We start from the raw sequence: 24,840 nt of genomic DNA, 5'->3' as shown, positions 1-24,840 counted from the left end.
CCTCGTCCCGTGGTAAGTGTTAACACATTATATATCTTTCCGTCGCGGAAAGGTTTCCCGGACGAATCGTCCCGACTAGTCCCTGAAAAGGGAGGGTTTTTACCCGAAAGGGCCAAACTCCGGGCATATGAGCGATTCGGGGTCTGACGACGAACAATCTGGTCTCCACCAATTTTCTGAGGGCGATACCGAGCGCGACGTCGCGGCAGAGGCCCGCGCCGTCGCCGGAAGCGCCGACCAGTCCGCCGACTCGGTCGTGGACGAGGACGACTGGCTTCCCGCGCCCGACGGCGAAATCGAACTCTCTGTCATCCAAGTCGATTACACCATCGAAGGCTCGGGCGACGACGAGACGCCCATCGTCCACGTCTTCGGTCGCACGCCCGACAACGGCCTCGAACACGTCCACGTCCACGAGTTCGAACCCTACTTCTACGCGCCGACCTCCTCGCTCGACGGCCCGCCCGAAGAGCAGTACGACCGACTCACCGGCAGCGAGACGACCGACGAGAACGGCGACCCCTACGAGAGCATCCGGGGCGAAAAACTGACCAAGATATTCGGCCAGACGCCCCGCGACGTGGGGAACATCCGCGACGACTTCGACCACTACGAGGCCGACATCCTGTTTCCCAACCGGTTCCTCATCGACAAGGACATCAAGAGCGGCATCCGGATTCCCGAGCGCCGAGACGACGAGGGCGACCTGCACTTCCACGACGAGGTAGACGAGTTGGAGACCGTCGAGGTGCAGGCCGACCCCCGCATCCACTACTTCGACATCGAGGTCGACGACCGCTCTGGCTTCCCCGAGGACGGCGAGGAGCCGATTATCTGTCTCACGACGTTCGACTCCTACGACGAGACCTACATCGCGTGGCTCTACGACGCGCCGGTCGGCGACGCCGAGGCCCCCGAGGAACTCCCCGGCTACGACCCCATCGAGGACATCGACCTCGAAGTCCGGAGTTTCGGCGACGAGCGCGAGATGCTCGGAGCCTACCTCGACTACCTCGACACGACCGACCCGGACATCGTCACCGGGTGGAACGCCGACGACTTCGACGCGCCCTACCTCATCGACCGACTGGACGAACTGAACGGTCCCCACGAGTACGACCTCGATTCGGACCGCCTCTCGCGCGTGAACGAGGTCTGGGATTCGGACTGGGGCGCGCCGACGGTCAAGGGCCGGGTCGTCTTCGACCTGCTGTACGGCTACAAGCGCACCCAGTTCTCCGAACTCGAATCCTACCGCCTCGACGCGGTGGGCGAAGTCGAGCTGGGCGTCGGCAAGGAGCGCTACCCCGGCGACATCGGCGACCTCTGGGAGGAGGACCCCGCACGACTCCTCGAATACAACGTCAGGGACGTGGAACTCTGCGTCCAACTCGACCGCAAGCAGGACATCGTCTCTTTCTGGGAGGAGGTGGCCTCCTTCGTCGGGTGCAAACTCGAAGACGCCACGACGCCCGGCGACGCGGTGGACATGTACGTCCTCCACAAGGCCCACGGCGAGTTCGCGCTCCCCTCGAAGGGCAAACAGGAGAGCGAGGACTACGAGGGCGGCGCGGTGTTCGAGCCGATTACCGGGGTCAGAGAGAACGTGACGGTGCTGGACTTGAAGAGCCTCTACCCCATGTCGATGACCACCATCAACGCCTCGCCCGAGACCAAGGTGGACCCCGACGAGTACGACGGCGAGACCTATCGCGCCCCCACAGGGACCCACTTCCGGAAGGAACCTGACGGCATCATCCGCGAAATCATCGACGAGACGCTGGCCGAGCGCGAGGAGAAGAAGGCCCTCCGGAACGAGCGCGAACCCGACACCCCCGAGTACGAGCGGTTCGACCGCCAGCAGAGAGCTGTCAAGGTGATTATGAATTCTTTGTACGGGGTGTTGGGATGGGAACGATTCCGTCTCTACGACAAGGCGATGGGTGCCGCCATCACGGCGACCGGGCGAGACGTCATCGAGTACACCCAAGAAACTGCCAAAAAGATGGGGTACGAGGTGGCATACGGAGACAGCGTAACCGGCGATAGACCCATCGTCGTACGTGACCCGGACGGCGAAGTCCGGATTCGACCCATCGAAGAACTGTTCGAGTTGGCAACGCCGAGACCGAGCGACGAAATTCTCGTGACCGCCGACGGCGGCCCCGTCGCCAGCGTCGAATCACCGAAGGACTACGCCGCGCTCGACGGGTGGGAAGCACTATCCGTGAACGACGATGGAGATGCAGAGTGGAAATCCATCGAACGAGTCATTCGCCACGAGACGGACAAAGAGGTCGTCAAACTCCAGCACAAGTTTGGCGAGTCTGTGACGACGCGCGACCACTCTTACGTCGTCGAAGACGGCAACGAGTTGGTCGAGGCGACGCCCGAGGACGTAGATGCCCCCTTGCGGACTCCGGACCTACCCGAAGTCGAAGAAGTCGGAGAAATTGACGTCTACGAGGTTCTAAAGGGATACGAGCGAGAGTACGAAGACGGTCGTGGAACTGGCGGAACGACGACAAAAACGAAGCGAATACACGCCGACGACGAGTGTGTTTGGTTCGGCCACGAACACCACCACGGCCTCGACAAGACCGTCACCGTCAAGCGGCACATCGACCTCGACAGCGAGGACGGCCAAGCCCTGCTTCGACTTCTCGGTGCGTACGTTCCTGAAGGAAGTGCATCGACTGAGGAGACGACAGAGAGTCGATTCTGCGCAAGCATCGCCGAATCGAACCGCGAATGGCTCGAACAGTTGCAAGAGGATTATCATCGCCTGTTCAATGGGACCACCGCTTGCATCGTGGCGAGTGATGTGCGCGACGAGCGAACCGTCGAATACGGAACCCTCCGCGGCGACGATTCGGTGACGTACGACGACGGTACGCTAAAACTACAGATGATGAACGAACTCTCGGCAGTATTCTTCCGAGAGTTCGCCGGACAGACCTCCCGAGGGAAACGAATTCCGTCATTCGTGTTCCACCTCCCCGAAGAGAAACAGGATGTGTTCCTTCAGATGCTCGTAGAAGGTGACGGATCGCGCGAGTTCCCGAGGTACTCCGACGAGTACGCCGAGCGGAACTTCGACTTCGAGACGGTGAGCCGTGAACTGGCCGCCGGACTGTCGATGTTGCTCACGCAACGCGGGAAGAAACATTCGCTCAAGTACCGCGACTCGAAGGACTCGTACACGATTCGGACCTGTGATTACTATCGGTCTGGTCGAGAACCCGTGCTTACCGAGGTTGAACACAATGGGTACGTCTACGACTTGAGCGTCGAGGACAACGAGAACTTCGTGGATGCAGTCGGTGGTATTGTCCTCCATAACACCGACTCAGTCATGCTCGAACTCGGTGGTGGAGTCGACAAGGATGAAGCCATCGAACAGTCCTTCCAGATAGAGGAACACATCAACGAGGCGTACGGCGACTTCGCGCGCGAGGAACTCAACGCCGAGGAACACCGCTTCCAGATCGAGTTCGAGAAACTCTACCGGCGGTTCTTCCAAGCGGGCAAGAAGAAGCGCTACGCGGGCCACATCGTCTGGAAGGAGGGCAAGGACGTAGACGACATCGACATCACGGGCTTCGAGTACAAGCGCTCGGACATCGCGCCCATCACGAAAGAGGTCCAAAAGAACGTCATCGACATGATCGTCCACGGTGAGGACTTGGACGACGTGAAGGACTACGTTCACGATGTCATCGAGGACTACCAGGACGGAAACGTGAATCTGGACGACGTGGGCATCCCCGGCGGTATCGGCAAGCGCCTCGACGCTTACGACACCGACACCGCACAGGTCCGGGGCGCGAAGTACGCCAACGTCATGCTCGGGACGAACTTCCAGCGCGGGAGCAAGCCCAAGCGCCTCTACCTCGAAGGCGTCCACCCCGACTTCTGGCAAAGAATGGAGAACGAGAAGGGCTTCGACCCGAGCGGGAGCTCCCGCGAAGATAGGCTCTATCGGGAGTTCAAGAAGGACCCCGACGTGATTTGCTTCGAGTTCGCGGACCAGGTGCCCGAGGAGTTCGACATCGACTGGGACAAGATGCTCGACAAGACGCTGCAGGGTCCCATCGAGCGCATCCTCGAAGCCCTCGACATCTCGTGGGACGAGGTCAAATCCGGGCAGGAACAGACCGGTCTCGGCAGTTTCGTTTGAGGAATAGGCTACGTTCCCCTCGCGGTCTGCGTGATAGCTTTTCTCATTCCGGAAAGTTATTTTCCGGCGCGCGAAACCATTTACGTGGGAATGCGAAAGCATTATGGGTCGCACGACCCTTTCTCAGAACGACTTAGGTGAGCCTAACAATGGCAACGCTAGAACTCAAAAATCTACACGCTGAGGTCGTCGAAGCCGACGAGAAGATTCTCAACGGCGTCGACCTCGAGGTCAAATCCGGCGAAATTCACGCCCTGATGGGTCCCAACGGGAGCGGGAAATCTACCACGGCGAAAGTCGTCGCTGGCCATCCGGCCTACGAGGTAACCGAGGGCGAGGTCCTCCTTCACCTCGAAGAGAACGAATTCGGTGACGAGGTCGAGATTCCCGACGACATGCGAACGTGGAATCTGCTGGACCTCGAACCGAACGAGCGCGCCGCGCTCGGCGTCTTCCTCGGCTTCCAGTACCCCGCCGAAATCGAGGGCGTCACGATGGTCAACTTCCTCCGACAGGCCCTGAACGCCAAGCTCGACGAGCGCGAGGAGCTGTTCGAGGACGAAGACGAGGAAGCGGCCGACGAAGAAGACGAGGCTGGCTACGACACCAGTCCGATGGAAGGTCCCGCCGACGAGGGCGAGGTCGACGTCGCCGAGTTCCAGCAGATTCTCTCCGAGAAGATGGAACTGCTCGACATGGACGAGAAGTTCGCCCAGCGCTACCTCAACGCGGGCTTCTCCGGCGGCGAGAAGAAGCAGAACGAGGTGCTTCAGGCCGCCATCCTCGAACCGTCCATCGCGGTGCTGGACGAAATCGACTCCGGGCTGGACATCGACCGACTGCAGGACGTGTCCAACGGCATCAACGCCCTGCGCGACGAGCAGGGCACCGGCATTCTCCAGATTACCCACTACCAGCGGATTCTCGACTACGTCGAACCCGACCACGTTCACGTCATGCTCGACGGCGAAATCGCCATGAGCGGTGGCGCTGAACTCGCCGAGAAGCTCGAAGACAAGGGGTACGACTGGGTCCGAGAAGAAGTCTACGAGGCAGCATAAGGTGATAGCATGAGTTCGGAACAAGATCAACTAAAAGAGACAAACACAGAGGAGCGCTTCTCGTTCAAGAAAGAAGAGAGCGCGGCGGTCAAGTCCGACAAGGGCCTGACCGAAGAGGTCGTCCGCCTCATCAGCGAGGACAAGGACGAACCCGACTGGATGCTCGACCGACGACTCCGCGCGCTGGAGCATTGGCAGAACATGCCGATGCCGACCGACTGGCCCGGCCAGCCGGACCTCTCGGAGCTCGACATCGAGGAGATCGTCCCGTACATCCGTCCCGACGTGGACAAGCGCGAAGGCGCGGATAGCTGGGACGACCTGCCGGAGGACATCCAAGACACCTTCGAGAAGCTGGGCATTCCGGAAGCCGAGCGCAAGGCGCTGTCGGGCGTCGGTGCCCAGTACGAGTCCGAGGTCGTCTACCAGAACATGCAGGAGCAGTGGGAGGAGAAGGGCGTCGTGTTCTGCAACATGGACGAGGCAGTCCAAGAACACGAGGACCTCGTGAAGGAGTACTTCATGACCTCCTGCGTCCCGCCGTCGGACAACAAGTTCGCGGCGCTTCACGGTGCCGTGTGGTCCGGTGGCTCGTTCGTCTACGTCCCCGAGGACGTCACCGTCGAGATGCCCGTGCAGGCGTACTTCCGGATGAACTCGGAAGGCATGGGCCAGTTCGAGCACACGCTCATCATCGCCGAACCCGGCAGCGAGGTTCACTACATCGAGGGTTGTTCCGCACCCAAGTACGGCACCCACAACCTCCACTCCGGGGGCGTCGAGGTGTTCGTCAAGGAGGACGCTCACGTCCAGTACTCGACCGTGCAGAACTGGTCGAAGAACACCTTCAACCTCAACACCAAGCGCGCCATCGTGGAGAAGGGCGGGCGCATGGAGTGGGTCTCCGGGTCGATGGGGTCGAAGGCGACGATGCTCTACCCCTGCACCATCCTGAAGGGCCGCGGAGCCTCCGCGAACAACATCACCATCGCGTTCGCTGGCGAGGGCCAGAACATCGACACCGGCGCGAAAGTCTACCACAACGCGCCGAACACCAAATCGACCATCGAGTCCAAGTCCATCAGCAAGGACGGCGGCCGGACCAACTACCGCGGTCTGGTCCACATCTCGGAGGGCGCGACCGGCTCCTCCACGTCGGTCGAGTGCGACGCGCTGATGTTCGACAACGAGTCCACCTCCGACACCATGCCGTACATGGAGATCGACGAGTCGAAAGTGGACGTGGCCCACGAGGCGACCGTCGGCAAAATCGGCGACGAGGACGTGTTCTACCTCCAGAGCCGGGGCTTGGACGACGACGACGCCAAGCAGATGATCGTCTCCGGGTTCATCGAGCCGATTACGGAGGAACTGCCCATCGAGTACGCCGTCGAACTCAATCGACTCATCGAACTCGAAATGGAGGGGAGTCTCGGATGACTGCGACGCAGGTACACGAGACCATCACCGAAGAGACCGTCCGCGAAATCTCCGAGGAGCTCGGCGAACCCGAGTGGCTCCTCGAGACCCGCCTCGACGCGCTGGACGCGCTCGGTGAGTTGGAGATGCCCGACGTGATTCGGACGCCGGGCCGCGACTGGACCAACCTCGACGCGCTCGACTACGAGGAGTTCGTGGACCCGCTGAACGCCGCCGAACAGAAGGACCAAGTCGGTCCCGACGAGGCGGAAGTCCTGCCCATCTCGGAAGCCATCGAAGAGCGCGAGGACCTCCTGAAGGAACACTTCGGGTCGGTCATCGACCCGCAGGAGAACTACCTGACCGCGCTCTCGACCGCGCTGTTCAGCACGGGCACGCTGGTCTACGTCCCGAAGAACGTCGACGCCGAGGACGTGACCATCCGGACGACCCAGAACTCCCAGTCGCTGTTCAACTACACGCTGGTCGTCACCGAGCAGTCGAGTTCGGTGACGATTCTGGAGCGACAGGACACCGGTGACGACGTCGAGGGCGACCGCTACTACAGCGGCATCGTGGAGGTCGCCGCGGGCGAGAACAGCCACGTCCAGTACGGGTCGCTGCAGGACCTCGACGAGGAGACGTACAACTACACGCTCAAGCGCGGTAGCGCTTCGGACTACGCCACGGTCAACTGGGTCGAGGGCAACATCGGGTCGCGCCTGACGAAGTCCTCGGTCGAGACGAACCTCGACGGCGAGGGCTCGGAGACCAAGACGGTCGGGGCCTTTTTCGGCCACGACGACCAGCACTTCGACATCGCGGCTCGCGTCTGGCACAACACGGCTCACACCGCCGCGGATCTCGTGACCCGCGGCGTGCTCGACGACGAGGCCCGCTCGGTCTACGAGGGCGTCCAAGACGTCGGTCGTGACGCGTGGGACACCAACTCCTACCAGCGCGAGAACACCCTGATGCTGAGCGACGAGAGCGAGGCCGACGCCTCCCCGAAGCTCATCATCAACAACCACGACACCGAGGCCAGCCACTCGGCCACGGTCGGCCAGATCGACGAGGAGGACATGTTCTACATGACCTCCCGCGGTCTGGACGACGAGTCGGCCCGCAACATGCTGGTCGAGGGCTTCTTCGTGCCCGTCCTCGAAGAAGTCGAAGTCGAGGAACTCCGCGAGGACCTCCAGACCCGCATCGAAGAGCGACTGCACGAGTAGCGTCTTCCTTTCGGCTCTTCGCTTTCGTCTTCCTTTTCTCGCGTCGTTCGACCGAGAGCCGGGACCAAACCTGTTAAGTCGCCCAACTCCCGAAAATGTACCAATGATAGCCGCATCGCCGAGCAATCACGGGTGGTCGGGATGAGCGTCCACGACCGCGTCTCGACTGACAACCAACTCGCCCGCCTCCTCCAAATCGCCGTCGTGCTGGAGGAGGTCGTGGAAGTCCGCGCGGCGCGCCACTACGAGACGCTCTCGCCCGACGAGCGCGACGACGACATCGAGGAACTCCTCGAAGACGCCCGCGAGGAGTCGGCCGAACACCGCGAGCGCCTCGAAGCGCTCATCGACCAGTTGGACGCCGAGGCCGTGCCCCTCGAAGAGGTGGAGGCGCTGGTCGAAGCCACCTACGCCCAGACCGGGCCGGAGGACTTCGACGGCGTCCTCTACGACCAACTCCACGGCGAGGAGACCGCCTACAAGTTCTACGACGACCTCATCGAGGCCATCGAATCCAGCGACACCGACTTCGGTCTCGACCGCGAGGAGTTGCTCGCTACCTTGAAGGAGATTCGAGAGGAAGAGGCCCACGGCGTCGAGGAAGTGACCGCGGTGATGGAGGCCAGAGAATGAACACGGCAGACCAGTACCTCAAGGCGATTTACCTCGTGCAGAAGATGGAGAACGGTCCGGCCTCGACCGGCGCGCTGGCCGACCGCCTCGACGTGAGTCCGGCCAGCGTCAACGAGATGATAGGCAAGCTTCAGGACCGCGGGCTGGCCGACCACGAGAAGTACAAGGGCGTCACGCTCACCGACGACGGCATCGAACAGGCCCGCGAGGCCCTCCAGACCTACTGCATCATCGAGCGCTTCCTCCACAACGTGCTGGAAGTCGAGGAGTTCCCGAGCGAGGCCAAGGCCCTCGAAAGCGTCATCGACGAGACGGTCGCCGAGCGCCTCGACACCATCATCGACCGGGAACCACACTGCCCGGACTGCTTCGACGCCGAGGCCGACATGTGCGCCGAGCTAGTCGGGGAAGGCGAAGCGGACTAGGGTGTGAGTTCTTCTCGGTGTCTTTCGATTGCGATACGTTCAAGTGCCTCATCGCGTTAGAAACAGGTGAAGTCCCGTGATGGTGAGCGGTCCAACGGACCGCGAGCCTCGCAGGAGAACTCCTGCGGTGTTGAGAGAATCCGAAGGATTCTCGATGCTCACGGGACAAACGAGCGAAGCGAGTGTAGTCCCGTGGTGTAGCGGCCAATCATATGGGCCTTTGGACGTGTCGGGTTACGAGTCGTCACGGAAGCGAGCCCATGACGGCGGTTCGAATCCGCCCGGGACTATGACAAATTCCTTATACTTGTTCTAAATCTCAGCTACATCGCCGTCCGAGGAGTAACCGGCGTCCCGGCTTCCCGGCGAACTTGCAGCACCGCCGATTCGGAATCGATACTGATTCCTTCGTATTCTCCTCAGACTGGGTCCCTAGACAGTAGTATCCTTACGGACACAACTAATGTTGACGTCGTCCCCATCTGCTCACGATATGGCAACGATGAAAACGCTTATAGCCAATTCCTACGTTATTCCCTCGTAGGAACAGGCCTATGTCTCTCAAACATCCAACACTCCCTGAGGCTGTCCGTGTTGCCGAAGAAATCACGGACGAACCCATCGAGGGTGATGTCCTGAGGGCGGTTCGGTCGCAACTGACCGACCGTGACAAAGCCGATATCTACGAACTCTTCGACGAGGGAGAGATTTCGGAACAGGTAGCGAAACAGCTACTAGGAGAGACAGAGTTCGACGTTGCTGATGCGACGACGAAGGGGTCGCGGCAAGTTCTCTCAGAAGATAGTTCGCGGTACATATCGGACTAGCCGAACGCTCTTTTCGAGACGTATGCGAGCACCACCGACAGAGATGATGACTCGATCGCAGGAGTATAAATAACGTGACAGTACACCCTTTAGTTGCAGACACAGATGCGCTCATCGCCTATGCTCGGCTGGACTGTTGGGACGTATTCTCCAGACATCAAAATATTACGACGACAAACAAATGCGAATCCGAATTGCACACCCATAAACAAAGTGGTGAGAAAGACTTTGCAACTGAAGAAGAGGAGAGCAAAGGAGACGCTGCCGACCGTGTTCTCGATGCGCTTGATACCGAAGAGTCCCCGATGAATGTCGAGTTCTGTGGTGGGTCAACCCGGTTCGATACGGGTGAAGAGTCGATCAAAGTCCTCGTTGAGAAGAACGCTCGGGACATCGACGGTATCTTACTGATGGATAGTGGTGACGAGGAACTGTACGAGGGTGGGAGAGCATATCTGACACGAACACTCGATCTGGACGTCCTCAACGTTGGCCTTCTCTCACTCGGCGTACCGGTGGCGCTTCTCCGACAATCTGGGTACATCTCTGAAGAGACGGCGTGTGCCGCTATTGACGATATTTCTGAAAAGGAAGGCTGGACGAGTAGAAAAACGCTCAAACATCTCTGGGACGAAGTTCCCTTAAACTGCGACGAAAAACCCTCATTCTGTCGGTGAGCCTAACAACAGAAATCAGATACTAACACGTCCGACCCGCACAGAGCTACGATAAAATTTCCCACAGTAAGAGTATCTCCCAGCTACATCGCCGTCCGAGGACCGACCGGCGTACCGGCCTCCCGGCGAACTTGCAGCACCGTCGCCAAGTCCGCGCCGGTAATCGTCCCGACCACGTCCCCGTCTGCTTCGACGAGCGCCACGCTCGCTCTCGACTCGTTCATCAGGCTCAGGACCTCGAACATGGGCGTCTCCTCGGCCACTCTCGGGACGGTCTCGGCCATGACCTCGCGGACGGTTTCGGCGTCGCGGCGGCGGCCGCGGCGGAGTTGGTCCAGCGAGACGACGCCGACGATCGACCCGGAGTCGTCCGCGACCGGGTAAGCCGTCTGTCGCTCCTCGAACATCCGGGTGCCAAGTTCCGAGAGCGGGGTGTCGGCGGAGACGGTCCGCACGTCCGCGGTCATCACGTCCGCCGCGATTACGCCGTCAAGAAGCGTCTCCAGCGCGACCAGTCGGGACTCGCCGTTGGCCGCCGCGAAGACGAACAGCGCCAGCAGGAACAGCATCGGGCTGAACGAGAGGACGCCGAGGATGGCGAAGCCGATGGCGAACAGCGAGCCGACTCGCGCCGCGGTCCGGGTCGCCTCCGCGTAGGGTCGGTTCCGGGCCAGTAGCGCTCGGAGGACTCGACCGCCGTCCATCGGGAACGCGGGCAGGAGGTTGAAGATGGTGAGGACGACGTTCGTGACGACGAGCCAGCCGACGACGAACACGAGCGTCGGGGCCGACGCCGGAAGCGCCACGACGAGACCGTAACAGACGGCCGCGACGAGGACGCTCGCCGCCGGACCGGCGAGCGCGATGACGAGTTCGCGCTTCCACTCGCGGGGCATCGACTTCAGGTTGGCGAGGCCGCCCAGCAGCCAGAGGGTGATGGACTCGACCTCGATGCCGTAGCGTCGGGCGGCCCACGCGTGGCCGAGTTCGTGGAGCGCGACGCTGACGAACAGGCCGACCGCCGCAGAGATGCCGATGAGCCACGGCGTGTTTCCGACTTGCAGGGCCGCGGCGTCGAGCGCGACGATGGGGAACCCGTTGATGATGTCTGTGTAGAAGTCGATCTGCTCGCCGCTTCCGATCAGCCACGCCAAGACGGGCAGGACCACTAACAGCGAGACGTTGATTTGGATGGGGATGCCCCAGACCGAGGTGAGCCTGTAGTTCCTCACGTCGAGAGTGTAGGATTGCGCGAGATAATAACTTTCGGCGCTCGGAGGTTTCTGAGAGTCTCGGAGCAGTCTCCGAGCGAATGTCGCCGGATTTCCGTCACGGACCCGTTCGCAGGGTAGTGAGACAGTAAGTTAATTCTTTAGCATTTAGAAATATTTCTTTAGAACTTATGTATGGTTGTCAACGCCTCTGAGTAACCTATTTCTTGTTCCACGTTGACTAGTGTCACTCGAATGCGCGTCCCCGTGAAACTCGCCGTCGGCCTCCTGCTTCTGGCGTGGGGGTTCGCGGACTTCCTGTTTCCCCAGACCGTCCTCGAAGTGCAGTCGGACCTCCTGAACGTCCCGCCCGAACCCGAGGAGGCCCTCGCCGACCACAAGCGCCGGGTCGGCCTGCTCTGCATCCTCGCGGGCCTGCTGGCGGTCGTGATTGCGTTCGGGTGAGTCGTTTGGGACCGATTACCGACCGTTCAGGCGTCGTTTACCGGTAGATGCGTTATTTACAATAGTCTCCTGCGGGAACCTAAAACCGCGTCAGGGAACACATAACAAAACCAATGCGTATCGTCTGTCCGCTCGCATGGTCCCCACGCATACGTATCGATTGGATGAACGCTCCCAATCCGGAGAGAGATGGAACCGACAGTACTGGTAACGTCCTCACTCGTCTGCGTCGGCCTCGGCTACGCCCTCCTCCGCCGAGCGATGCGGTTCTGGGCCGTCCGCTGGGCGTTGCTGGGCGCGTCGCTGTTCGCGCTGGCGACCCGCGACCTGTTTCGGTCCCGCGAGCGGAGCCGACCGACCGCCGCGGCGACTCCTCGCGGAGCGGCGAACAGAGCGACCGACCGCGCCGACGACGAGCGACAGCGCGCCCCGATGCTGAAGCGCCTCCGGCGGCGACTGGGTAGCTGGCTCGGGTAGGTTCCGCCAACCCACAGGTTAAGCGCCTCGACTGCCTTTGGCCGAGTGTGACAGAGCAACGCTACCTCCCCGACGAAGACGACGTGACGGCGTTCGAGGCGACCGTGACCGAAACCGGCGAGGAGTACGTCGTCCTCGACGGGACGTACTTCTACCCCGAGGGCGGCGGCCAACCCGCCGACCGCGGCGAACTGTCGTGGGACGGCGGGAGCGCGACCGTCACGAAGGTTCGGAAGAACCACGGCGACGTGCGCCACTACGTCGAGGACGTTGCGGGCGACATGCCGGAGCCGGGCGACGAAATCCGGGGCGAAATCGACGCCGAGCGCCGCGAGGCCCACCGCCGGATGCACACCGCCCAGCACGTCGTCTCGCGCGTCGTCTTGGACGAGTACGGCGCTGAGACCGCCGGGAACCAGATTCACGCCGACCGCTCGCGCATCGACTTCGAACCGGCGGAGTTCTCCGAGGCCGACGTCGAGCGAATCGAGCGCCTGTCGAACGAGGCCGTAGAGCGCGACCTCGAAGTCACCAAGGCCGAGCGCCCCCGCGAGGAGGTCGAAGCCCGGACCGACGAGGGCCGCGCGCTCCTGAATCTCATCCCCGACCACGTGGACCCCCTCCGCGTGGTCGAAGTCGAGGACTTCGATTACTGCCCCTGCGGCGGCACGCACGTCGATAGCCTCGGCGACGTCGGGCGAATCGAGATACTCGACCGGACCTCGAAGGGCGAGGACACCGAGCGCATCGAGTTCGCCCTTCAGGACTCGTCGGCAAATCCCGCACGGGAAAATCGAACTGTCTGACTGCTGATTCGGCCCGCCGCCACCGGTTTCACGGCGAGCGACCGCCGTTCCGGACGAACGCGCAGAAACGGACCAGCAGTTCTGAGTGTCTTCGTCGTAAGTCTAAAGAGTCAATCATACGTTTATACGAGTAAGAATGAGTACGGACATCTGCGAATCGAGGTGGTTCTGTGGGCGTCGAAATTAAGGAGTCGCCCGTCTCGGAGGCCGAATTCGAGGAGATGAAGGACTTCGTCTACGAGTACCTCGCCGCCAGCGTCGAGAACGAAGACGGCGGCGGTCGGATGCGGTGGTACCCGTGGCACTCTGCCGAATACCGGTTCAACCACATCCTCAACGTGGTGGACCTCGCGGGCACCATCGCCGAGAAGGAGGGCGCGAACGTGGACGTGGCGCGGGTCGCCGCGCTGTTCCACGACATCGCCAAGTTGGACGCCGACCAGGAAGTCCACGCCGAGGAGGGCGCGCGAATCGCCCGGAAGTACCTCGAAACCCACGGCGACTTCCCCGAATCGTTCGTCGAGGAGGTCTGCAAAGCCGTCGAGAACCACTCCTATCAGGGCGACGTGACCGACCTGCCCAAGGAGACGCAGTGTCTCATCGAGGCGGACCTCCTCGACAAGGTGGGCGCGAACGGCACGGCCCTGATGCTGTTGCGGATGGGCTACGAGGCCCGGACCCACATGGACGCCGCCGAGATGGTCGATAGGGTGATGGAGCGCGGTAAGGACGCCGCCAAGCGCGTCCAGAGCGAGACCGCCGAAGGAATCGCCCACAAGCGTCTCAAGCGCGTCAAGTGGTTCCGCGAGTGGCTCGAGGGCGAGGTCCCCGAGATGGACCGCGAGACCTCGGCCGACCGTCGGACCCAGCGTCGGCCGTAGCCGGAGACGGTATAATCACGCTAAAATCCCGGTCGCCTTCGAGAGGAAGGACAGGCCCGCCAGCGCCAGCACGATTGCGCTGAGGTACGCCACGATGGGGGCGAAGGCGTCCACGCGCCGCCCGACGGTCACCAGCGCGGCCGGGAACCCGGTTATCCACAGCCCGATGCCGCCGAAGAAGCCGACGACGATGATGGGACTCCCGGTCGAGATGGCGAGACCGCCGAGCGCGTCGATGGTGAAGGTGCCGGGGTCGAGCAGGCCGACGCCCGCCGTGAGCCACCAGAGAATCTGGTAGGGGTTGGTCAACGCCAGCACGAACGCCTTCCTGAAGCCCTTGCTGTCCTCGCGGTCTGCTATCTCACCGGCCCCGTCAGCGGCGGCGTCGCCGCCGAACGCGGCGTTGGCGTCGGTGGCCGCGCCGTAGGCGAAGTACAGCATCAGGAGGCCCCCGAAGCCGAACAGCACCTGCTGGACGACCGGCACGTCCCTGACCACCGTGACGACTCCGAGCAACGCGAGGACGAAGAAGCAGGCGTCGGCCGACATCGCGCCCAGTCCGGCCCGGAAGCCCGACCCCCACCCGCGGAGGACGCTCTCCTCGGCGATGATGGCGTTCATCGGACCGGGCGGGGCCGCCAGCGAGAGGCCGAGCGCGACGCCAGCGAGCGCCGAGACGACGAAATCGAGCATCGGTCGGAACTACTGATTTCTGCCGAGAAAAAACTGTCTCTCCGACAGGACGGGGTCGGGTTAGGGATGAGGTCGGGTCAGGCCTCGATCTCCTCGCTGTTGCCCTCGCCGTCGCCGCCGTCGCTCTCTGAGTCCGAATCCGGGTCCGAGTCGTCATCTGCGGGCCGGACGCGAATCGACCGAGCGACGTTCTCGGGGAGGCTCTGGTCGCGCTCGCCGTCGTCCGCGAACCGGACCGTCACCATCCCGAAGGGGGCCACGTCCGCGACTTCGAGTCTGGTTCCGGGGGCGATGCCCGCGTCGGCGAGGTAGCGCAGTTCCTCCTCGTCGCGGTCGCTGACCCGCGAGACGACCAGCAGGTCCCCCGCGTCGTGGTCCGAGAGGGGCGTGGTGGTGTCGTCCTCGGGCGGCGTGAGGTCGGCGCTCGGGATGGGGTCGCCGTGGGGGTCCACCGTGGGGTCGTCCAGCACCTCGGCGACCCGGCGCTCGAACTCCTCGCTGATGTGGTGTTCGAGCGTGTCGGCCTCCTCGTGGACCTCGCTCCACGAGTAGTCCAGATGCTCGGTCAGGTACGACTCCAGCAGGCGATGGTGGCGAAGCACTTCGAGCGCGACGGTCTCGCCCTCTTGGGTCAGTTCGACCCCCTTGTACTTCTCGCGCTCGACCAGCCCCCTGTCTTCGAGTTTCTCGACCATGCTGGTCACGGTCGGCGAGGTCACCTCGAGGTACTCGGCGATGGCCGAGGTTGCGACCGGCCCGCCGTCCTCTTGCTGGAGGGCGTATATCGACTTGAGGTAGTCCTCCATCACGTCGCTCAACATTCGATACCGGATTTAGCCGCGTCTAAAACTTATATTTGTCTGTGGTGGGGTCGTGGTGGTCGTGGGAGTTTTCTTCCTCAGAAGCAGTGGGAGTAGACTGGACAGCAATGTCCTCGAAAGCCCTCGCGCGGTTCGCCGCCGGTAGACATTCCTGCTCGGCCTGCGGCCTGCGCGGGCCGTGACTACCGAGGTCACCCTCGCTTGGCTCACGTGACGGCCGCTCAGCGACATATCCGGGCGCGCAGTTCTGCGCGCCCGGATAGGGGTCGGCTGAGACGACCACGCCCTTCGGGCGCGAACCGCGCTCGGTGCAGTGTTATCGAGAATCTAATAGCGAGTTAGCACCCGGCACTCCTCGCGCTGGCGGCCGACTAGACGGTGTATAACTAACCGTCGCAGGGGTGACTTCGAAGGTATGTCGCAAGCAGACATGAGTATCGGGTGTCCGAACTGCGACGACAGGTCAGTCGAAGTCGTCACCGACGGCGGCGAACCCGACCCCCAATTTCGGGACGCCGACCGACTCACGGGCGCAGTCGTAGACTGTAGCAGCTGCGGCGACGAGTTCGAAGTGTACTTCTACTGACCTCGACCCCCGCGTTCGGGCCCGTTTCGAGTCCCATTTTTCGCAGTCCGGTCGGGCTTACTCGCCCGTAGACGCGGCGTATCCCGGCGTAGACCGCCTGTACTCCGCCCGTAGACGGCGTATAGTAATAGCCGACTCTCGCGTAGCGACGACTACGATGTCAGAGTCCGAGACGAGCGAGCGAATTACCGCTCACTTCCACGACGGGAGCCTCGAACTGCGGTCGAAGGAGTCGCCGGACGCGTGGCTCATCGCCGAGGAGCCCGTCAGCGTCGAACGCTAGATTCCTTTACTCATCAGGTGGCTTCGGAGGACGTCGTCGTCCTTGTTGCCCGCGCCGGTGTTGAGCAGGACGATGGTGTCGTCCTCGCCGAACTCGCCGCGGCGGGCGAGTTCCCACGCGCCGCTGGCGGCCGCCGCGCAGGTCGCGCCCATCTCTAAGCCCTCGTGCTGTGCGACCGTGATTGCGCTGTCGAGGATGTCCTCGTCGCTGGTGGCGACCGCGCCGCCGTCGCTCTCTTCGAGCGCGTCGAGGACGAGCGGACTCGCGCCGGGGTCGGGAATCTCGATGCCGCCGCAGATGGTGTCGGGCGTCTCCCAGACCTCGTGGACCTCCTCGCCCTCCTCGAACGCCTCCACGATGGGCGCGCATCCGGACGACTGGGCCGCGTACATCGACGGAACCTCGTCGATGAGGCCGAGGTCTCTGAGTTCCTTCGCCCCCTTGTGCATCCCGACGAGACCCACGCCGCCGCCGGTCGGGTAGACCACCGCGTCGGGGACCTCCCAGTCGTTCTGCTCGACGATTTCGTAGAGCATCGTCTTCTTGCCCTCGTGGCGGTAGGGCGTGACGAACGTCTTGACCGAGTACCAGTCGTCGTGGTCTTTCATCGCGTCCTCGTAGGCCGCCCCGGCGTCGCCGATGCGACCCTCCACGACCTTCATATCGCCGCCGTGGACGTTGACCATCGCTTTGTTGGTGAACCCGGCCCGCGAGGGCAGGAAGACGTGCGAGTCGAGTCCGGCGCGGGCGGCGTAGGCCGCGGCGGCCTGCCCGGCGTTGCCCGCGGAGTTCAGCGCCACGTCGGTCGCGCCGTGTTGGACGGCCGCCGTGATAGCGGCGGTCTGACCGCGGTCCTTGAACGTCCCGGTCGGGTTGCGCCCCTCGTCCTTGAAGAGGACGCGCTCGACGCCCAACTCGTCGGCGAGTCGCGGGCACTCCACGAGTTGGGTCGCGCCCTCGTCCATCGAGACGGCGGCGCTCTGCGGGAAGGGAAGCAACTCCTCGTAGCGCCACATCGACTCGAAGGGCCGGGACTCGAGGTCCTCGCGCGAGATGTCGATTTCGTCGTAGTCGTAGTCGGGGTCCAAGATTCCGTCGCAGTCGGGACACCGATGCGTGGTCTCCTCGGCGTCGAACGTCTCGCCGCAATCGACACACGTCAGGCCGACGAAGGCGTCGGTGGTTTCCATGCGCGCAGGTTCGGAGTCGAGCGACTAATCGTTGCCCCTTTCTCACTCTCGCAGGTCTTCTGTACTCCGGTCGAGTGCGAACCGACGGGCCGCAACTGGTCCTGTAATCCGAAATACCCTTTTAACTGTGGGGGTGCCACGACAACACGTGAATGAGCGAATCTGACCAACCGAACCCCGCCGACGTGTTCAGGGTCGTGGCCGACGAGACCCGGATGACCATCCTCCGGGCGCTGGCCGAGGCCCCCTACGACGAGTACGAGGAGGTACTGACCTTCTCGCAACTCCGCGAGCGCGCCGGGATTCGAGACTCCGGCAAGTTCAACTACCACCTCGACACGCTGGTCGGGCAGTTCGTCGAGCGAACCGACGAGGGCTACAGTCTGACCTATCCCGGCGAACTCCTCTACCGGACCATCGTGGCGGGTCTGTTCACGCGGGAGACCGAACTCGAACCGCGCGACATCGACAGCGACTGCCTCGACTGCGGGACCTCGCTCGAAATGTCGTACGACGAGGCGGTCCTCCGAATCACCTGCCCGGAGTGCGAGCGCGAGTACATGACCGTGGAGTTCCCGCCGAGCGCGGTCGAATCGCGGGACGCGGACGCCGACCGCTTGGAGACGTTCGACCAGTGGGTGCGCCACCACGTGATGCTGATGAACCGGGACGTCTGCGTCTGGTGCGCCGGACGGATGCCCGGCGAACTCCGATACCGCAGCGAGGAGGACAGAATCCCCTACGTCGCCCACACCTGCGAACACTGCGGCGGATTCATGTGGACCACGCCCGGCGAGACGGTCCTCAACCACCCTGCGGTCGTCTCGTTCTTCTACGAGCGCGGCGTGGACGTGACGAGTCGGCCGCTCTGGGAACTTCCATTCGTCGTGAGCGACGACGCCGTCGAGGTCCGGTCGGAGGACCCGTGGGACCTCGCTGTGACCGTCGCCTGCGAGGGCGACGAGATGCGGGTTCTTCTGGACGGGGACGCGAAGGTAGTCGGAATCGAAGGCAAGGAGTGAGAGGGAAGTATTTGATTATTAAATATAGAAAAGCATTTCTCAATAAATTGTAATTATTTCTCCTCTGCTTCGACCGACTAGCCGCCTCCTGCGCCAAGCGGCGTTCAGCGCCGCCACGGCAGGCCGGTCGAGCGCCGGACGCGCCCGGTGCGTCAACCGCCAGCGAACGTCGGCCGACCAGACCACAAGCGAACGTCGGCCGACCAACCGCCGTGGGATGGATGAAGGGGCCGCCCGGTCGCGGTCACGCGAGCGGAGTCTCACCGAACGAAGTGAGGTGACGGCTCGGGAGACGCGGTTTGTCTCCCGGTGCGAGTGTGACCTCGGGAGACGCGGGTTGTCTCCCGGCGTACACTGTAGTCGCTGAGCGACATATCCGACGGACGTAGTTGCGACGGATAGGGGTCCCTCAGCGACCGCGACCGGGCGGGGGCTTCAAAAAGACGCCAGCACTCCTGGCTCTGCGGTTCGTGTCCCGTTTCCGGCGGCTCACACTCGTTCTCACCCCGAGGCGAGGTCGAGAAATAGTCAATCCCATGGTCGCCGAACTACTTGTGTCCGGCCCCCGAACCCACCAGTATGCAACCGACACACGTCCTCGTCCCGCTGGACGGGTCGCCGCTGGCCGACGACGCGCTGGTGTTCGCGCTCGAGACCTTCGACTGCGAGATTACGGTCCTGAACGTGGTCACGCCGATTGACGAGTCGATGAGCGAGGGCGGTCTCCTCGAACCCGGCGAGAAGCGGCGCGAGGCGGCCCGCGAGCGCGCCGAAGGAATCATCGACCGCGCGAAGCAACGCGCCGTCGAGGCCGACCGGCGCGTCGAGACCGCCATCGAGACCGGCGACCCGGCCGAGACCATCGTCGGGTACGTCGAGGAGTCGGACGCGGACCACGTCGTCATGGGCGGCCACGGCGGCGAACGCGGCGAGATTGCTCGGCGGTTGCTGGGGACCGTGGCGACGAAAGTGGTCGGGGAGGCTCCCGTCTCGGTGACTGTCGTTCGATGAGTTGGTTTGCGAGTTCCCGTCACCGGCCAAACTGACCGCAGAATCGGTCTGATGAAGGTCTCTTGAATCCGCTGCTCAGTCGCTCTCCTCCTTAGTGTGATCGGGAACGAGAACCGCAGGATTGCGGTGGTAGTGTCTTCTTGAAGCCCCACCCGTGGTGGTTTGGTCGGCAGACGCGTTCTGGTGGTCTGGTCAGTCGAGCGTTTGCTGGCGGTTGGTCGGCCGAGCGCCTCCCGGCGGCCGGTCGGCCGCCGTCGCAACCCCAAAAATGGGTCATTCAGCCTTCTCCTCACCCGAGAACCTGCGCGAACGCCCAGTAGACGCCGTAGCCGACCGCGACCGACGAGACCAGCGTGATGACCCAGAACGCCAGCGTCACCCCGATTTTCCGGCGCGAGACGCCCGCCGACCCCCCGGCGAGACCGCCGCCGATGACCCCCGAGATGATGATGTTGTTGAACGAGATGGGGATGCCCAGCGCGATGGCGGCCTGCGCGATGACGAACCCCGGCACCAGCGCGGCGATGGAGCGCCGAATCCCGAGTTGGGCGTACTCCCGCGAAGTCGCCTGTAAGAGCCGAGGAGCGCCCATCCACGCCCCGGCCAGAATACCGGTCGCGCCGATGGCCAGCAGGACGATACCCGGCAGGCCGAGTTCCGCCCGGTAGAGGTTCTCAAGCGGTCCCGTGGCGAGGCCGACTTGGCTCCCGCCGCTGGAGAAGGCAACGACGCTCCCGAGCGCCACGAGGAAGGTCTTGACGCCCGCATCGACCGAGACTTGCGTTCGACGCCGGATAAACAGGAAACTTCCAGTTGCGAACAGCAGCGTGGCGAGGCCCGCGGCGACCTCGACGCCCGCGACTGCTGGCGTGTTCACGAATCCCGCGAGATAGGCCGCGAGCGACCCCTGCTCGGCCCCCGAGGGCGAGGGAATTACACTCAACTCGACGTTCGCCACGATGGCCCCGACCAGTCCCGCCAGCAGAGGGACGCTCACCGTCTCGGGGATGTCGTCGCGCCGGAGGATGGTGGCGGTGAGATAGGCCAGTCCGCCGGAGACCGGCGGCACGAGCGCCCAGAAGGTGGCGATTCGCCGGTAGGTGCCGAACGCGGGGTCGCCACCGAGCGAGAGGCCGACGCCGACCATCGCCCCGGTCGTGGCGAACGCCGCCGGGACGGGATAGCCGGTGTAGACGCCGAACGCCATGAACGCCGTCGCGGTGAGCAGGCCCGCCGTCGCCGCCAACGAGGAGATAGCCACGCCGTCGATGAGGCCCGCGCCGACCGTGTCAGAGATGCTCCCGCCCTGCGTCAGCGCCCCAATCGCGGCCAGAATCCCGATGAGGAAGGCGGCCCGCATGGTCGAGATGGCGTTCGCGCCGATAGCGGGCGCGAAGGGCGGCGAGTTGCTGTTCGCGCCCAGCGTCCACGCCGTGAACAGGCCGGTCAGCGTCGCCAGCGCGACCAGCGCCCAGAAGACGAGTCCCGCCACTATCGCCGTCGCCCTCCGCGCTCGCCCGCCGATTTTGGTGTGTTCGTCGTCATGGAGCGTCCTCGTGAGCCTCGGCACTCGCCGAAGCCCGTCTGAGACTGCCGGATAAGACAGTAGCGCTGATAAATCTACCCACGACCCGCGTGACCGAAACCGTGTCAGAGAGTGTCGGGGCGTGCTGGCGGCTGTCGAGGTCGTGCTACCAACTACCATAACCGACTTGCGGGCGGAACCCCATCTTCCGACGATGGCGCTGTTGGGAACCGACAGGCGCGTGTTGACCCTCGCGTTCGCCCGGATGATAGACGCGGTCGGCAACTCGTTTCTCATCGTCGTCCTGCCGCAGTTTCTCGACGACGTAATTTTGGACACGCCGGGCGGCGGCGCGGAGTTTCTGGGCGTCGCGGTCGCCCAGTCGATTCTCATCGGGGTCGCGCTCTCGCTGTTCGGCTTCCTCAACAGCTTCGGCCAGCCGTTCACCGGGCGGCTCTCGGACCGGACCGGCAAGCGCAAGGCGTTTATTTTGGTTGGACTGGCCCTGCTCGGGATTGCCAGCGGGGCCTACGTCTTCGCCGAGAGCTACGCCGCGGTGCTGGGCCTCCGGATGTTGCAGGGCGTCGGCGCGGCGCTGGCGATTCCCGCGACGGTGGCGCTGGTCAACGAACTGGCGACCGACGCGACCCGCGGCGGCAACTTCGGCGTGTTCAACACCTTCCGGCTCGTCGGCTTCGGGTTCGGCCCGCTCGTCGCCGGGTTCCTCATCGAGTTGGGACCCTACGCGACTCCCGCCGGGACCGTCTCGGGGTTCACCGCGGCGTTCCTGCTCGCGCTCCTCGGTGCGGCGACGAGTTTCGGCTTGGTGGCTCTCTTCGTCGAGGACCCCGAGCGGACCCGGGCCGCGGCGGGCGACGAACTCGCGGTCTCCGTGACGGACCCCGAGGACTCGGGTCTCGACCCGGTGTTCACCCTCGGCATCGCCACGCTGTTCATGGCCATCGGCATCGGCCTGTTTGCGACGCTGGAGCCACAGCTCTCTGACCGACTCTCGCAGGGGTCGGTGCTGTTCGCGCTCGAATTCGCGGCGGTCGTCATCGCCAACGTCGTCTTTCAGGTGCCAATCGGGCGGGCCAGCGACATCTACGGGCGGCGACCCTTCCTCGTCTGGGGGTTCGTCCTGCTCGTCCCGGCGCTGTTCGCGCAGGGGTTCGTGACGACGCCGGCGGGAATGGTTGGGGCGCGATTCGTGCAGGGCGTCGCGGTGGCGATGGTGTTCGCCCCGTCGCTCGCGCTGGCCGGAGACTTGGCGAAGGAGGGCGAGTCGGGCACCAAGCTCTCGATTCTCACGATGGCGTTCGGGCTGGGGACCGCCATCGGCCCGCTGGCGTCGGGATTCCTCGTCACGTTCGGGTTCGTCTGGCCCTTCACGTTCGGCGGAGTACTGGCGGCGCTGGGGTTGGTGCTGGTCTACACGCAAGTCGAGGAGACGGTTTCAGATGCCGAGGAGATAGTTGGGGCCGCGCCGCAGGATTGACTACTCGAACTCCGGTTCGCGGTCTTCCAAGAACGCCTCCATCCCCTCGCGCTGGTCGTGGGTGCCGAAGAGGCCGCTCCAGAGGCGGCGCTCGTAGCGCAGGCCCGCTTGCTGGCTGGTCTCGTGGGACTCGTTGATGGCCTCCTTGGCGGCGGCGAGCGCGTAGGTCGGCTTGTCCGCGAGGTCGGCGGCGAGTTCGGCCACGTGGTCGTCCAACTGGTCGCCAGCGACGATTTCGCCGACGAGGCCGTGTTCGTTGGCGTCTTGGGCGTCGATGCGCTCGCCAAAGAAGATGAGCCTGCGCGCCATCTCGTCGCCGACGAGGCGGGGGAGGCGCTGACTGCCGCCCCAGCCGGGGATGATGCCGAGGTCGATTTCGGTCTGGCCGATGACCGCGCTCTCGGCCGCGACGCGGAGGTCGCAGGCCAGCGCGAGTTCACAGCCACCGCCGAAGGCGTAGCCGTTGATGGCCGCGATGACCGGTGCAGGGAACTGCTCGAGTTTGTCCGCGACGCGGTGGCCCAGTTCGGCGTAGGCCTGGGCCTCGGGCGTCGAGAGGTCCTGCATGTAGCTGATGTCCGCGCCAGCGACGAAGGCGTCCTCGCCCGCGCCGGTGAGGACCAGCGCGCCGACGCCCTCGGATTCGGCCTCCGCGAGGGCCTCCTCGATGGCTTCGAGCGTCTCGACGTTGAGCGCGTTGAGTCGGTCGGGTCGGTCCACTGTCAGCGTCGCCACGTCCTCGTCGTAGTCGAGCGTGATGGTCTCCCAATCGGACATACGTACCACGTCGGCCGCCGCGGGAATAATCCTTCCGAGACGGAGAGAGGTTTCTGCGAGGTTTCACTTTTCGATTTCGGCGCTATAGATGTTGACTTCTCTCCCGGCGCGCGCTGACGGGTCGCTCTCGTGCGACCCGTCGGCCGCGCGAGGGACGAGTAGCGCAGGGTGTAAGCGAAGCGAACCCCGAGCAACGCAGTCGGTTGGGGAGGGTGTGGTCCGCGGCAGCGGTGCGGTCGCGGTGTCCCCTTGGCTTCGGCAGTAGCTAGCTTCTCGTCGCATCCGCCGTCGTTTCGCCAAGACAACTAAATAATTCCAAAAGAAAATCCTATATTTTCATAAAGAACCTATACTTATCTGGGAAGACGAACTGGACGAACGTCCACGCACTTTCTTCCTTCCGGAAAGTGGAAATATCACCCCGCCGTAGCGCCGACCGATGACTCTCTCTGAGGAGGCCCGCGAGAGACTCGCCGACCTCGTGGAGCTACAGCCGACCAAAAATTCGGAGCTACAGGAGCGTTGGGGGCTCGAAAGCGGTAGCGAGGTCCACCAGTACCTCGAAAGCGAACTCAAGGACTACTACTACCGGGACGACAACAGCCTGATTCGAGCGAACAAGGATGCCGCTGAGTTGGTAGACGTCGAACCCGGCGTGGTGGACGACGAGGGCGAGGGCACGCCCGCGGCCATCCGGGTGCCGGAACTCCAGCAACAGGTGTTCTCGGTCGTGGCCGGACCGGACGAGGACTCCGAAAGCGTGGTGTCGGTCCTCCAGAAGTTGCGCGCCGAGTACGACATCGACCCCGAGGCCGGGGACGTGCGGAGCGCCCTCCAGTCGCTCCGCCGGAAGGGCGTCGTGGAAGTCGTCTACCGGACCGTGCCGACGTTCAGGCTGACCGTCGAGCGCGATTCGGTCGAGGTGTCGGTCGCGGAGTAAGCATCGACTTCCACCCCGAGGCGAAAGAAAAGCGGCCTGAGACGGCGTTACTGCCCCGTGCCGTTCGTCGGCTCCCGAATGATACGACCGATGATATCGCCGATGTCGGGCGCGCTTCTGTCGCCGTCGCGGTCGCTCTCCGGAAACGGCGGTTTCTTTGGCATGCGCTTTACCCCCACGTTACTATCCACCGACTCGGG

At 63.5% G+C, this 24,840-nt stretch carries 24 protein-coding genes and 1 tRNA gene; 19 read left to right on the top strand and 6 right to left on the bottom strand.

Features of this window, described 5'->3' with window-relative positions; genetic code table 11:
* The first annotated feature begins 127 nt into the window (after positions 1 to 127).
* From EPL01_RS22210 to EPL01_RS12775, 9 genes are all read left to right on the top strand, one after another.
* On the top strand, positions 128 to 4,180 hold the full coding sequence (locus tag EPL01_RS22210; protein WP_135825655.1) for a DNA polymerase domain-containing protein: 4,053 nt from the start codon (positions 128 to 130) through the stop codon (positions 4,178 to 4,180).
* Between the two features lie 149 nt (positions 4,181 to 4,329).
* A complete protein-coding gene (sufC, locus tag EPL01_RS12810; protein ID WP_135825654.1) occupies positions 4,330 to 5,241 on the top strand; it encodes a Fe-S cluster assembly ATPase SufC in 912 nt (303 codons plus the stop codon).
* 9 nt (positions 5,242 to 5,250) lie between these two features.
* Positions 5,251 to 6,681: a Fe-S cluster assembly protein SufB gene (gene sufB, locus EPL01_RS12805; protein WP_135825653.1), complete on the top strand. Its 1,431-nt coding sequence runs from the start codon at positions 5,251 to 5,253 to the stop codon at positions 6,679 to 6,681.
* A complete protein-coding gene (gene sufD, locus EPL01_RS12800; protein ID WP_135825652.1) occupies positions 6,678 to 7,892 on the top strand; it encodes a Fe-S cluster assembly protein SufD in 1,215 nt (404 codons plus the stop codon). The genes sufB and sufD overlap by 4 nt, the downstream gene beginning before the upstream one ends.
* 141 nt (positions 7,893 to 8,033) lie before the next feature.
* Positions 8,034 to 8,525, top strand: coding sequence for a ferritin-like domain-containing protein (locus EPL01_RS12795; RefSeq protein ID WP_135825651.1), 492 nt, complete (start codon positions 8,034 to 8,036; stop codon positions 8,523 to 8,525).
* A complete protein-coding gene (locus EPL01_RS12790; protein ID WP_135825650.1) occupies positions 8,522 to 8,950 on the top strand; it encodes a metal-dependent transcriptional regulator in 429 nt (142 codons plus the stop codon). The genes EPL01_RS12795 and EPL01_RS12790 overlap by 4 nt, the downstream gene beginning before the upstream one ends.
* 186 nt (positions 8,951 to 9,136) lie before the next feature.
* Positions 9,137 to 9,240: transfer RNA gene (locus tag EPL01_RS12785), tRNA-Gln, on the top strand.
* A gap of 264 nt (positions 9,241 to 9,504) precedes the next feature.
* Complete coding sequence (locus EPL01_RS12780; protein ID WP_135825649.1) at positions 9,505 to 9,777, top strand: DUF8065 family protein; 273 nt, start codon at positions 9,505 to 9,507, stop codon at positions 9,775 to 9,777.
* Positions 9,778 to 9,851: 74 nt separating this feature from the next.
* A complete protein-coding gene (locus EPL01_RS12775) occupies positions 9,852 to 10,454 on the top strand; it encodes a hypothetical protein (RefSeq protein ID WP_135825648.1) in 603 nt (200 codons plus the stop codon).
* Positions 10,455 to 10,537: 83 nt separating this feature from the next.
* On the opposite strand, the gene EPL01_RS12770 is transcribed toward EPL01_RS12775, so the two are convergent.
* The gene (locus EPL01_RS12770; RefSeq protein ID WP_135825647.1) at positions 10,538 to 11,686 is read right to left on the bottom strand and encodes a site-2 protease family protein; all 1,149 of its coding nucleotides are present in this window, start codon (positions 11,684 to 11,686) and stop codon (positions 10,538 to 10,540) included.
* 234 nt (positions 11,687 to 11,920) lie between these two features.
* Between EPL01_RS12770 and EPL01_RS12765 the strand changes: the two genes are divergently transcribed.
* The 4 genes from EPL01_RS12765 to EPL01_RS12750 all read left to right on the top strand — a co-directional run bounded on the left by EPL01_RS12765 (position 11,921) and on the right by EPL01_RS12750 (position 14,294).
* Positions 11,921 to 12,130 carry a hypothetical protein gene (locus EPL01_RS12765; protein ID WP_135825646.1) on the top strand — a complete coding sequence of 70 codons (210 nt, stop codon included), beginning with the start codon at positions 11,921 to 11,923 and terminating at the stop codon, positions 12,128 to 12,130.
* Positions 12,131 to 12,319: 189 nt separating this feature from the next.
* Entirely contained in the window at positions 12,320 to 12,607 is a 288-nt protein-coding gene (locus EPL01_RS12760; RefSeq protein WP_135825645.1) for a hypothetical protein, read from the top strand.
* 47 nt (positions 12,608 to 12,654) lie between these two features.
* The gene (locus EPL01_RS12755; RefSeq protein ID WP_135825644.1) at positions 12,655 to 13,413 is read left to right on the top strand and encodes an alanyl-tRNA editing protein; all 759 of its coding nucleotides are present in this window, start codon (positions 12,655 to 12,657) and stop codon (positions 13,411 to 13,413) included.
* Positions 13,414 to 13,583: 170 nt separating this feature from the next.
* Positions 13,584 to 14,294, top strand: coding sequence for an HD domain-containing protein (locus tag EPL01_RS12750; protein WP_135825643.1), 711 nt, complete (start codon positions 13,584 to 13,586; stop codon positions 14,292 to 14,294).
* Between the two features lie 15 nt (positions 14,295 to 14,309).
* Here EPL01_RS12750 and EPL01_RS12745 read toward each other — a convergent pair whose 3' ends face one another.
* Entirely contained in the window at positions 14,310 to 14,987 is a 678-nt protein-coding gene (locus tag EPL01_RS12745; RefSeq protein WP_135825642.1) for a LysE family translocator, read from the bottom strand.
* 77 nt (positions 14,988 to 15,064) lie between these two features.
* Entirely contained in the window at positions 15,065 to 15,808 is a 744-nt protein-coding gene (locus EPL01_RS12740; RefSeq protein ID WP_135825641.1) for a metal-dependent transcriptional regulator, read from the bottom strand.
* Positions 15,809 to 16,223: 415 nt separating this feature from the next.
* Between EPL01_RS12740 and EPL01_RS21700 the strand changes: the two genes are divergently transcribed.
* Both EPL01_RS21700 and EPL01_RS22495 read left to right on the top strand, forming a co-directional pair.
* Positions 16,224 to 16,394: a hypothetical protein gene (locus EPL01_RS21700; RefSeq protein ID WP_168215906.1), complete on the top strand. Its 171-nt coding sequence runs from the start codon at positions 16,224 to 16,226 to the stop codon at positions 16,392 to 16,394.
* A 157-nt stretch (positions 16,395 to 16,551) separates the two neighbouring features.
* On the top strand, positions 16,552 to 16,677 hold the full coding sequence (locus EPL01_RS22495) for a hypothetical protein (protein WP_281275368.1): 126 nt from the start codon (positions 16,552 to 16,554) through the stop codon (positions 16,675 to 16,677).
* Here EPL01_RS22495 and EPL01_RS12735 read toward each other — a convergent pair.
* Positions 16,674 to 17,867 carry a threonine synthase gene (locus EPL01_RS12735; RefSeq protein WP_135825640.1) on the bottom strand — a complete coding sequence of 398 codons (1,194 nt, stop codon included), beginning with the start codon at positions 17,865 to 17,867 and terminating at the stop codon, positions 16,674 to 16,676. The two genes, EPL01_RS22495 and EPL01_RS12735, sit on opposite strands and share 4 nt — an antisense overlap.
* A 152-nt stretch (positions 17,868 to 18,019) precedes the next feature.
* On the opposite strand from EPL01_RS12735, the gene EPL01_RS12730 reads away from it, so the two are divergent.
* Together EPL01_RS12730 and EPL01_RS12725 are read left to right on the top strand one after the other, a co-directional pair.
* On the top strand, positions 18,020 to 18,889 hold the full coding sequence (locus EPL01_RS12730) for a winged helix-turn-helix domain-containing protein (protein ID WP_135825639.1): 870 nt from the start codon (positions 18,020 to 18,022) through the stop codon (positions 18,887 to 18,889).
* 579 nt (positions 18,890 to 19,468) lie between these two features.
* The gene (locus EPL01_RS12725) at positions 19,469 to 19,900 is read left to right on the top strand and encodes a universal stress protein (RefSeq protein WP_135825638.1); all 432 of its coding nucleotides are present in this window, start codon (positions 19,469 to 19,471) and stop codon (positions 19,898 to 19,900) included.
* Positions 19,901 to 20,189: 289 nt separating this feature from the next.
* Here EPL01_RS12725 and EPL01_RS12720 read toward each other — a convergent pair whose 3' ends face one another.
* Positions 20,190 to 21,392 (bottom strand): inorganic phosphate transporter, encoded by a 1,203-nt coding sequence (locus EPL01_RS12720; protein ID WP_135825637.1) that lies wholly within the window; start codon positions 21,390 to 21,392, stop codon positions 20,190 to 20,192.
* Positions 21,393 to 21,639: 247 nt separating this feature from the next.
* Between EPL01_RS12720 and EPL01_RS12715 the strand changes: the two genes are divergently transcribed.
* The gene (locus EPL01_RS12715; RefSeq protein WP_135825636.1) at positions 21,640 to 22,923 is read left to right on the top strand and encodes an MFS transporter; all 1,284 of its coding nucleotides are present in this window, start codon (positions 21,640 to 21,642) and stop codon (positions 22,921 to 22,923) included.
* Here the strand turns inward: EPL01_RS12715 and EPL01_RS12710 are convergent, their stop codons facing one another.
* The gene (locus EPL01_RS12710; RefSeq protein ID WP_135825635.1) at positions 22,924 to 23,700 is read right to left on the bottom strand and encodes an enoyl-CoA hydratase/isomerase family protein; all 777 of its coding nucleotides are present in this window, start codon (positions 23,698 to 23,700) and stop codon (positions 22,924 to 22,926) included. It lies immediately after the preceding gene.
* A gap of 439 nt (positions 23,701 to 24,139) precedes the next feature.
* Between EPL01_RS12710 and EPL01_RS12705 the strand changes: the two genes are divergently transcribed.
* On the top strand, positions 24,140 to 24,640 hold the full coding sequence (locus tag EPL01_RS12705; protein WP_135825634.1) for a DUF5797 family protein: 501 nt from the start codon (positions 24,140 to 24,142) through the stop codon (positions 24,638 to 24,640).
* The last annotated feature ends 200 nt before the right edge of the window (positions 24,641 to 24,840 follow it).

Source organism: Halorussus ruber, assembly GCF_004765785.1.
Classification (GTDB): Archaea; Halobacteriota; Halobacteria; order Halobacteriales; family Haladaptataceae; genus Halorussus; species Halorussus ruber.
Note: the sequence above shows the minus strand (reverse complement) of the source record. Positions and strands in the feature narration are given on the sequence as shown.

Coding starts and splice junctions, on each gene's coding strand:
- EPL01_RS22210 (WP_135825655.1), top strand. CDS start 128: ATGAGCGATTCGGGGTCTGACGACGAACAATCTGGTCTCCACCAATTT.
- sufC (WP_135825654.1), top strand. CDS start 4,330: ATGGCAACGCTAGAACTCAAAAATCTACACGCTGAGGTCGTCGAAGCC.
- sufB (WP_135825653.1), top strand. CDS start 5,251: ATGAGTTCGGAACAAGATCAACTAAAAGAGACAAACACAGAGGAGCGC.
- sufD (WP_135825652.1), top strand. CDS start 6,678: ATGACTGCGACGCAGGTACACGAGACCATCACCGAAGAGACCGTCCGC.
- EPL01_RS12795 (WP_135825651.1), top strand. CDS start 8,034: ATGAGCGTCCACGACCGCGTCTCGACTGACAACCAACTCGCCCGCCTC.
- EPL01_RS12790 (WP_135825650.1), top strand. CDS start 8,522: ATGAACACGGCAGACCAGTACCTCAAGGCGATTTACCTCGTGCAGAAG.
- EPL01_RS12780 (WP_135825649.1), top strand. CDS start 9,505: ATGTCTCTCAAACATCCAACACTCCCTGAGGCTGTCCGTGTTGCCGAA.
- EPL01_RS12765 (WP_135825646.1), top strand. CDS start 11,921: ATGCGCGTCCCCGTGAAACTCGCCGTCGGCCTCCTGCTTCTGGCGTGG.
- EPL01_RS12760 (WP_135825645.1), top strand. CDS start 12,320: ATGGAACCGACAGTACTGGTAACGTCCTCACTCGTCTGCGTCGGCCTC.
- EPL01_RS12745 (WP_135825642.1), bottom strand. CDS start 14,987: ATGCTCGATTTCGTCGTCTCGGCGCTCGCTGGCGTCGCGCTCGGCCTC.
- EPL01_RS12740 (WP_135825641.1), bottom strand. CDS start 15,808: ATGTTGAGCGACGTGATGGAGGACTACCTCAAGTCGATATACGCCCTC.
- EPL01_RS21700 (WP_168215906.1), top strand. CDS start 16,224: ATGTCGCAAGCAGACATGAGTATCGGGTGTCCGAACTGCGACGACAGG.
- EPL01_RS22495 (WP_281275368.1), top strand. CDS start 16,552: ATGTCAGAGTCCGAGACGAGCGAGCGAATTACCGCTCACTTCCACGAC.
- EPL01_RS12735 (WP_135825640.1), bottom strand. CDS start 17,867: ATGGAAACCACCGACGCCTTCGTCGGCCTGACGTGTGTCGATTGCGGC.
- EPL01_RS12730 (WP_135825639.1), top strand. CDS start 18,020: ATGAGCGAATCTGACCAACCGAACCCCGCCGACGTGTTCAGGGTCGTG.
- EPL01_RS12725 (WP_135825638.1), top strand. CDS start 19,469: ATGCAACCGACACACGTCCTCGTCCCGCTGGACGGGTCGCCGCTGGCC.
- EPL01_RS12715 (WP_135825636.1), top strand. CDS start 21,640: ATGGCGCTGTTGGGAACCGACAGGCGCGTGTTGACCCTCGCGTTCGCC.
- EPL01_RS12710 (WP_135825635.1), bottom strand. CDS start 23,700: ATGTCCGATTGGGAGACCATCACGCTCGACTACGACGAGGACGTGGCG.
- EPL01_RS12705 (WP_135825634.1), top strand. CDS start 24,140: ATGACTCTCTCTGAGGAGGCCCGCGAGAGACTCGCCGACCTCGTGGAG.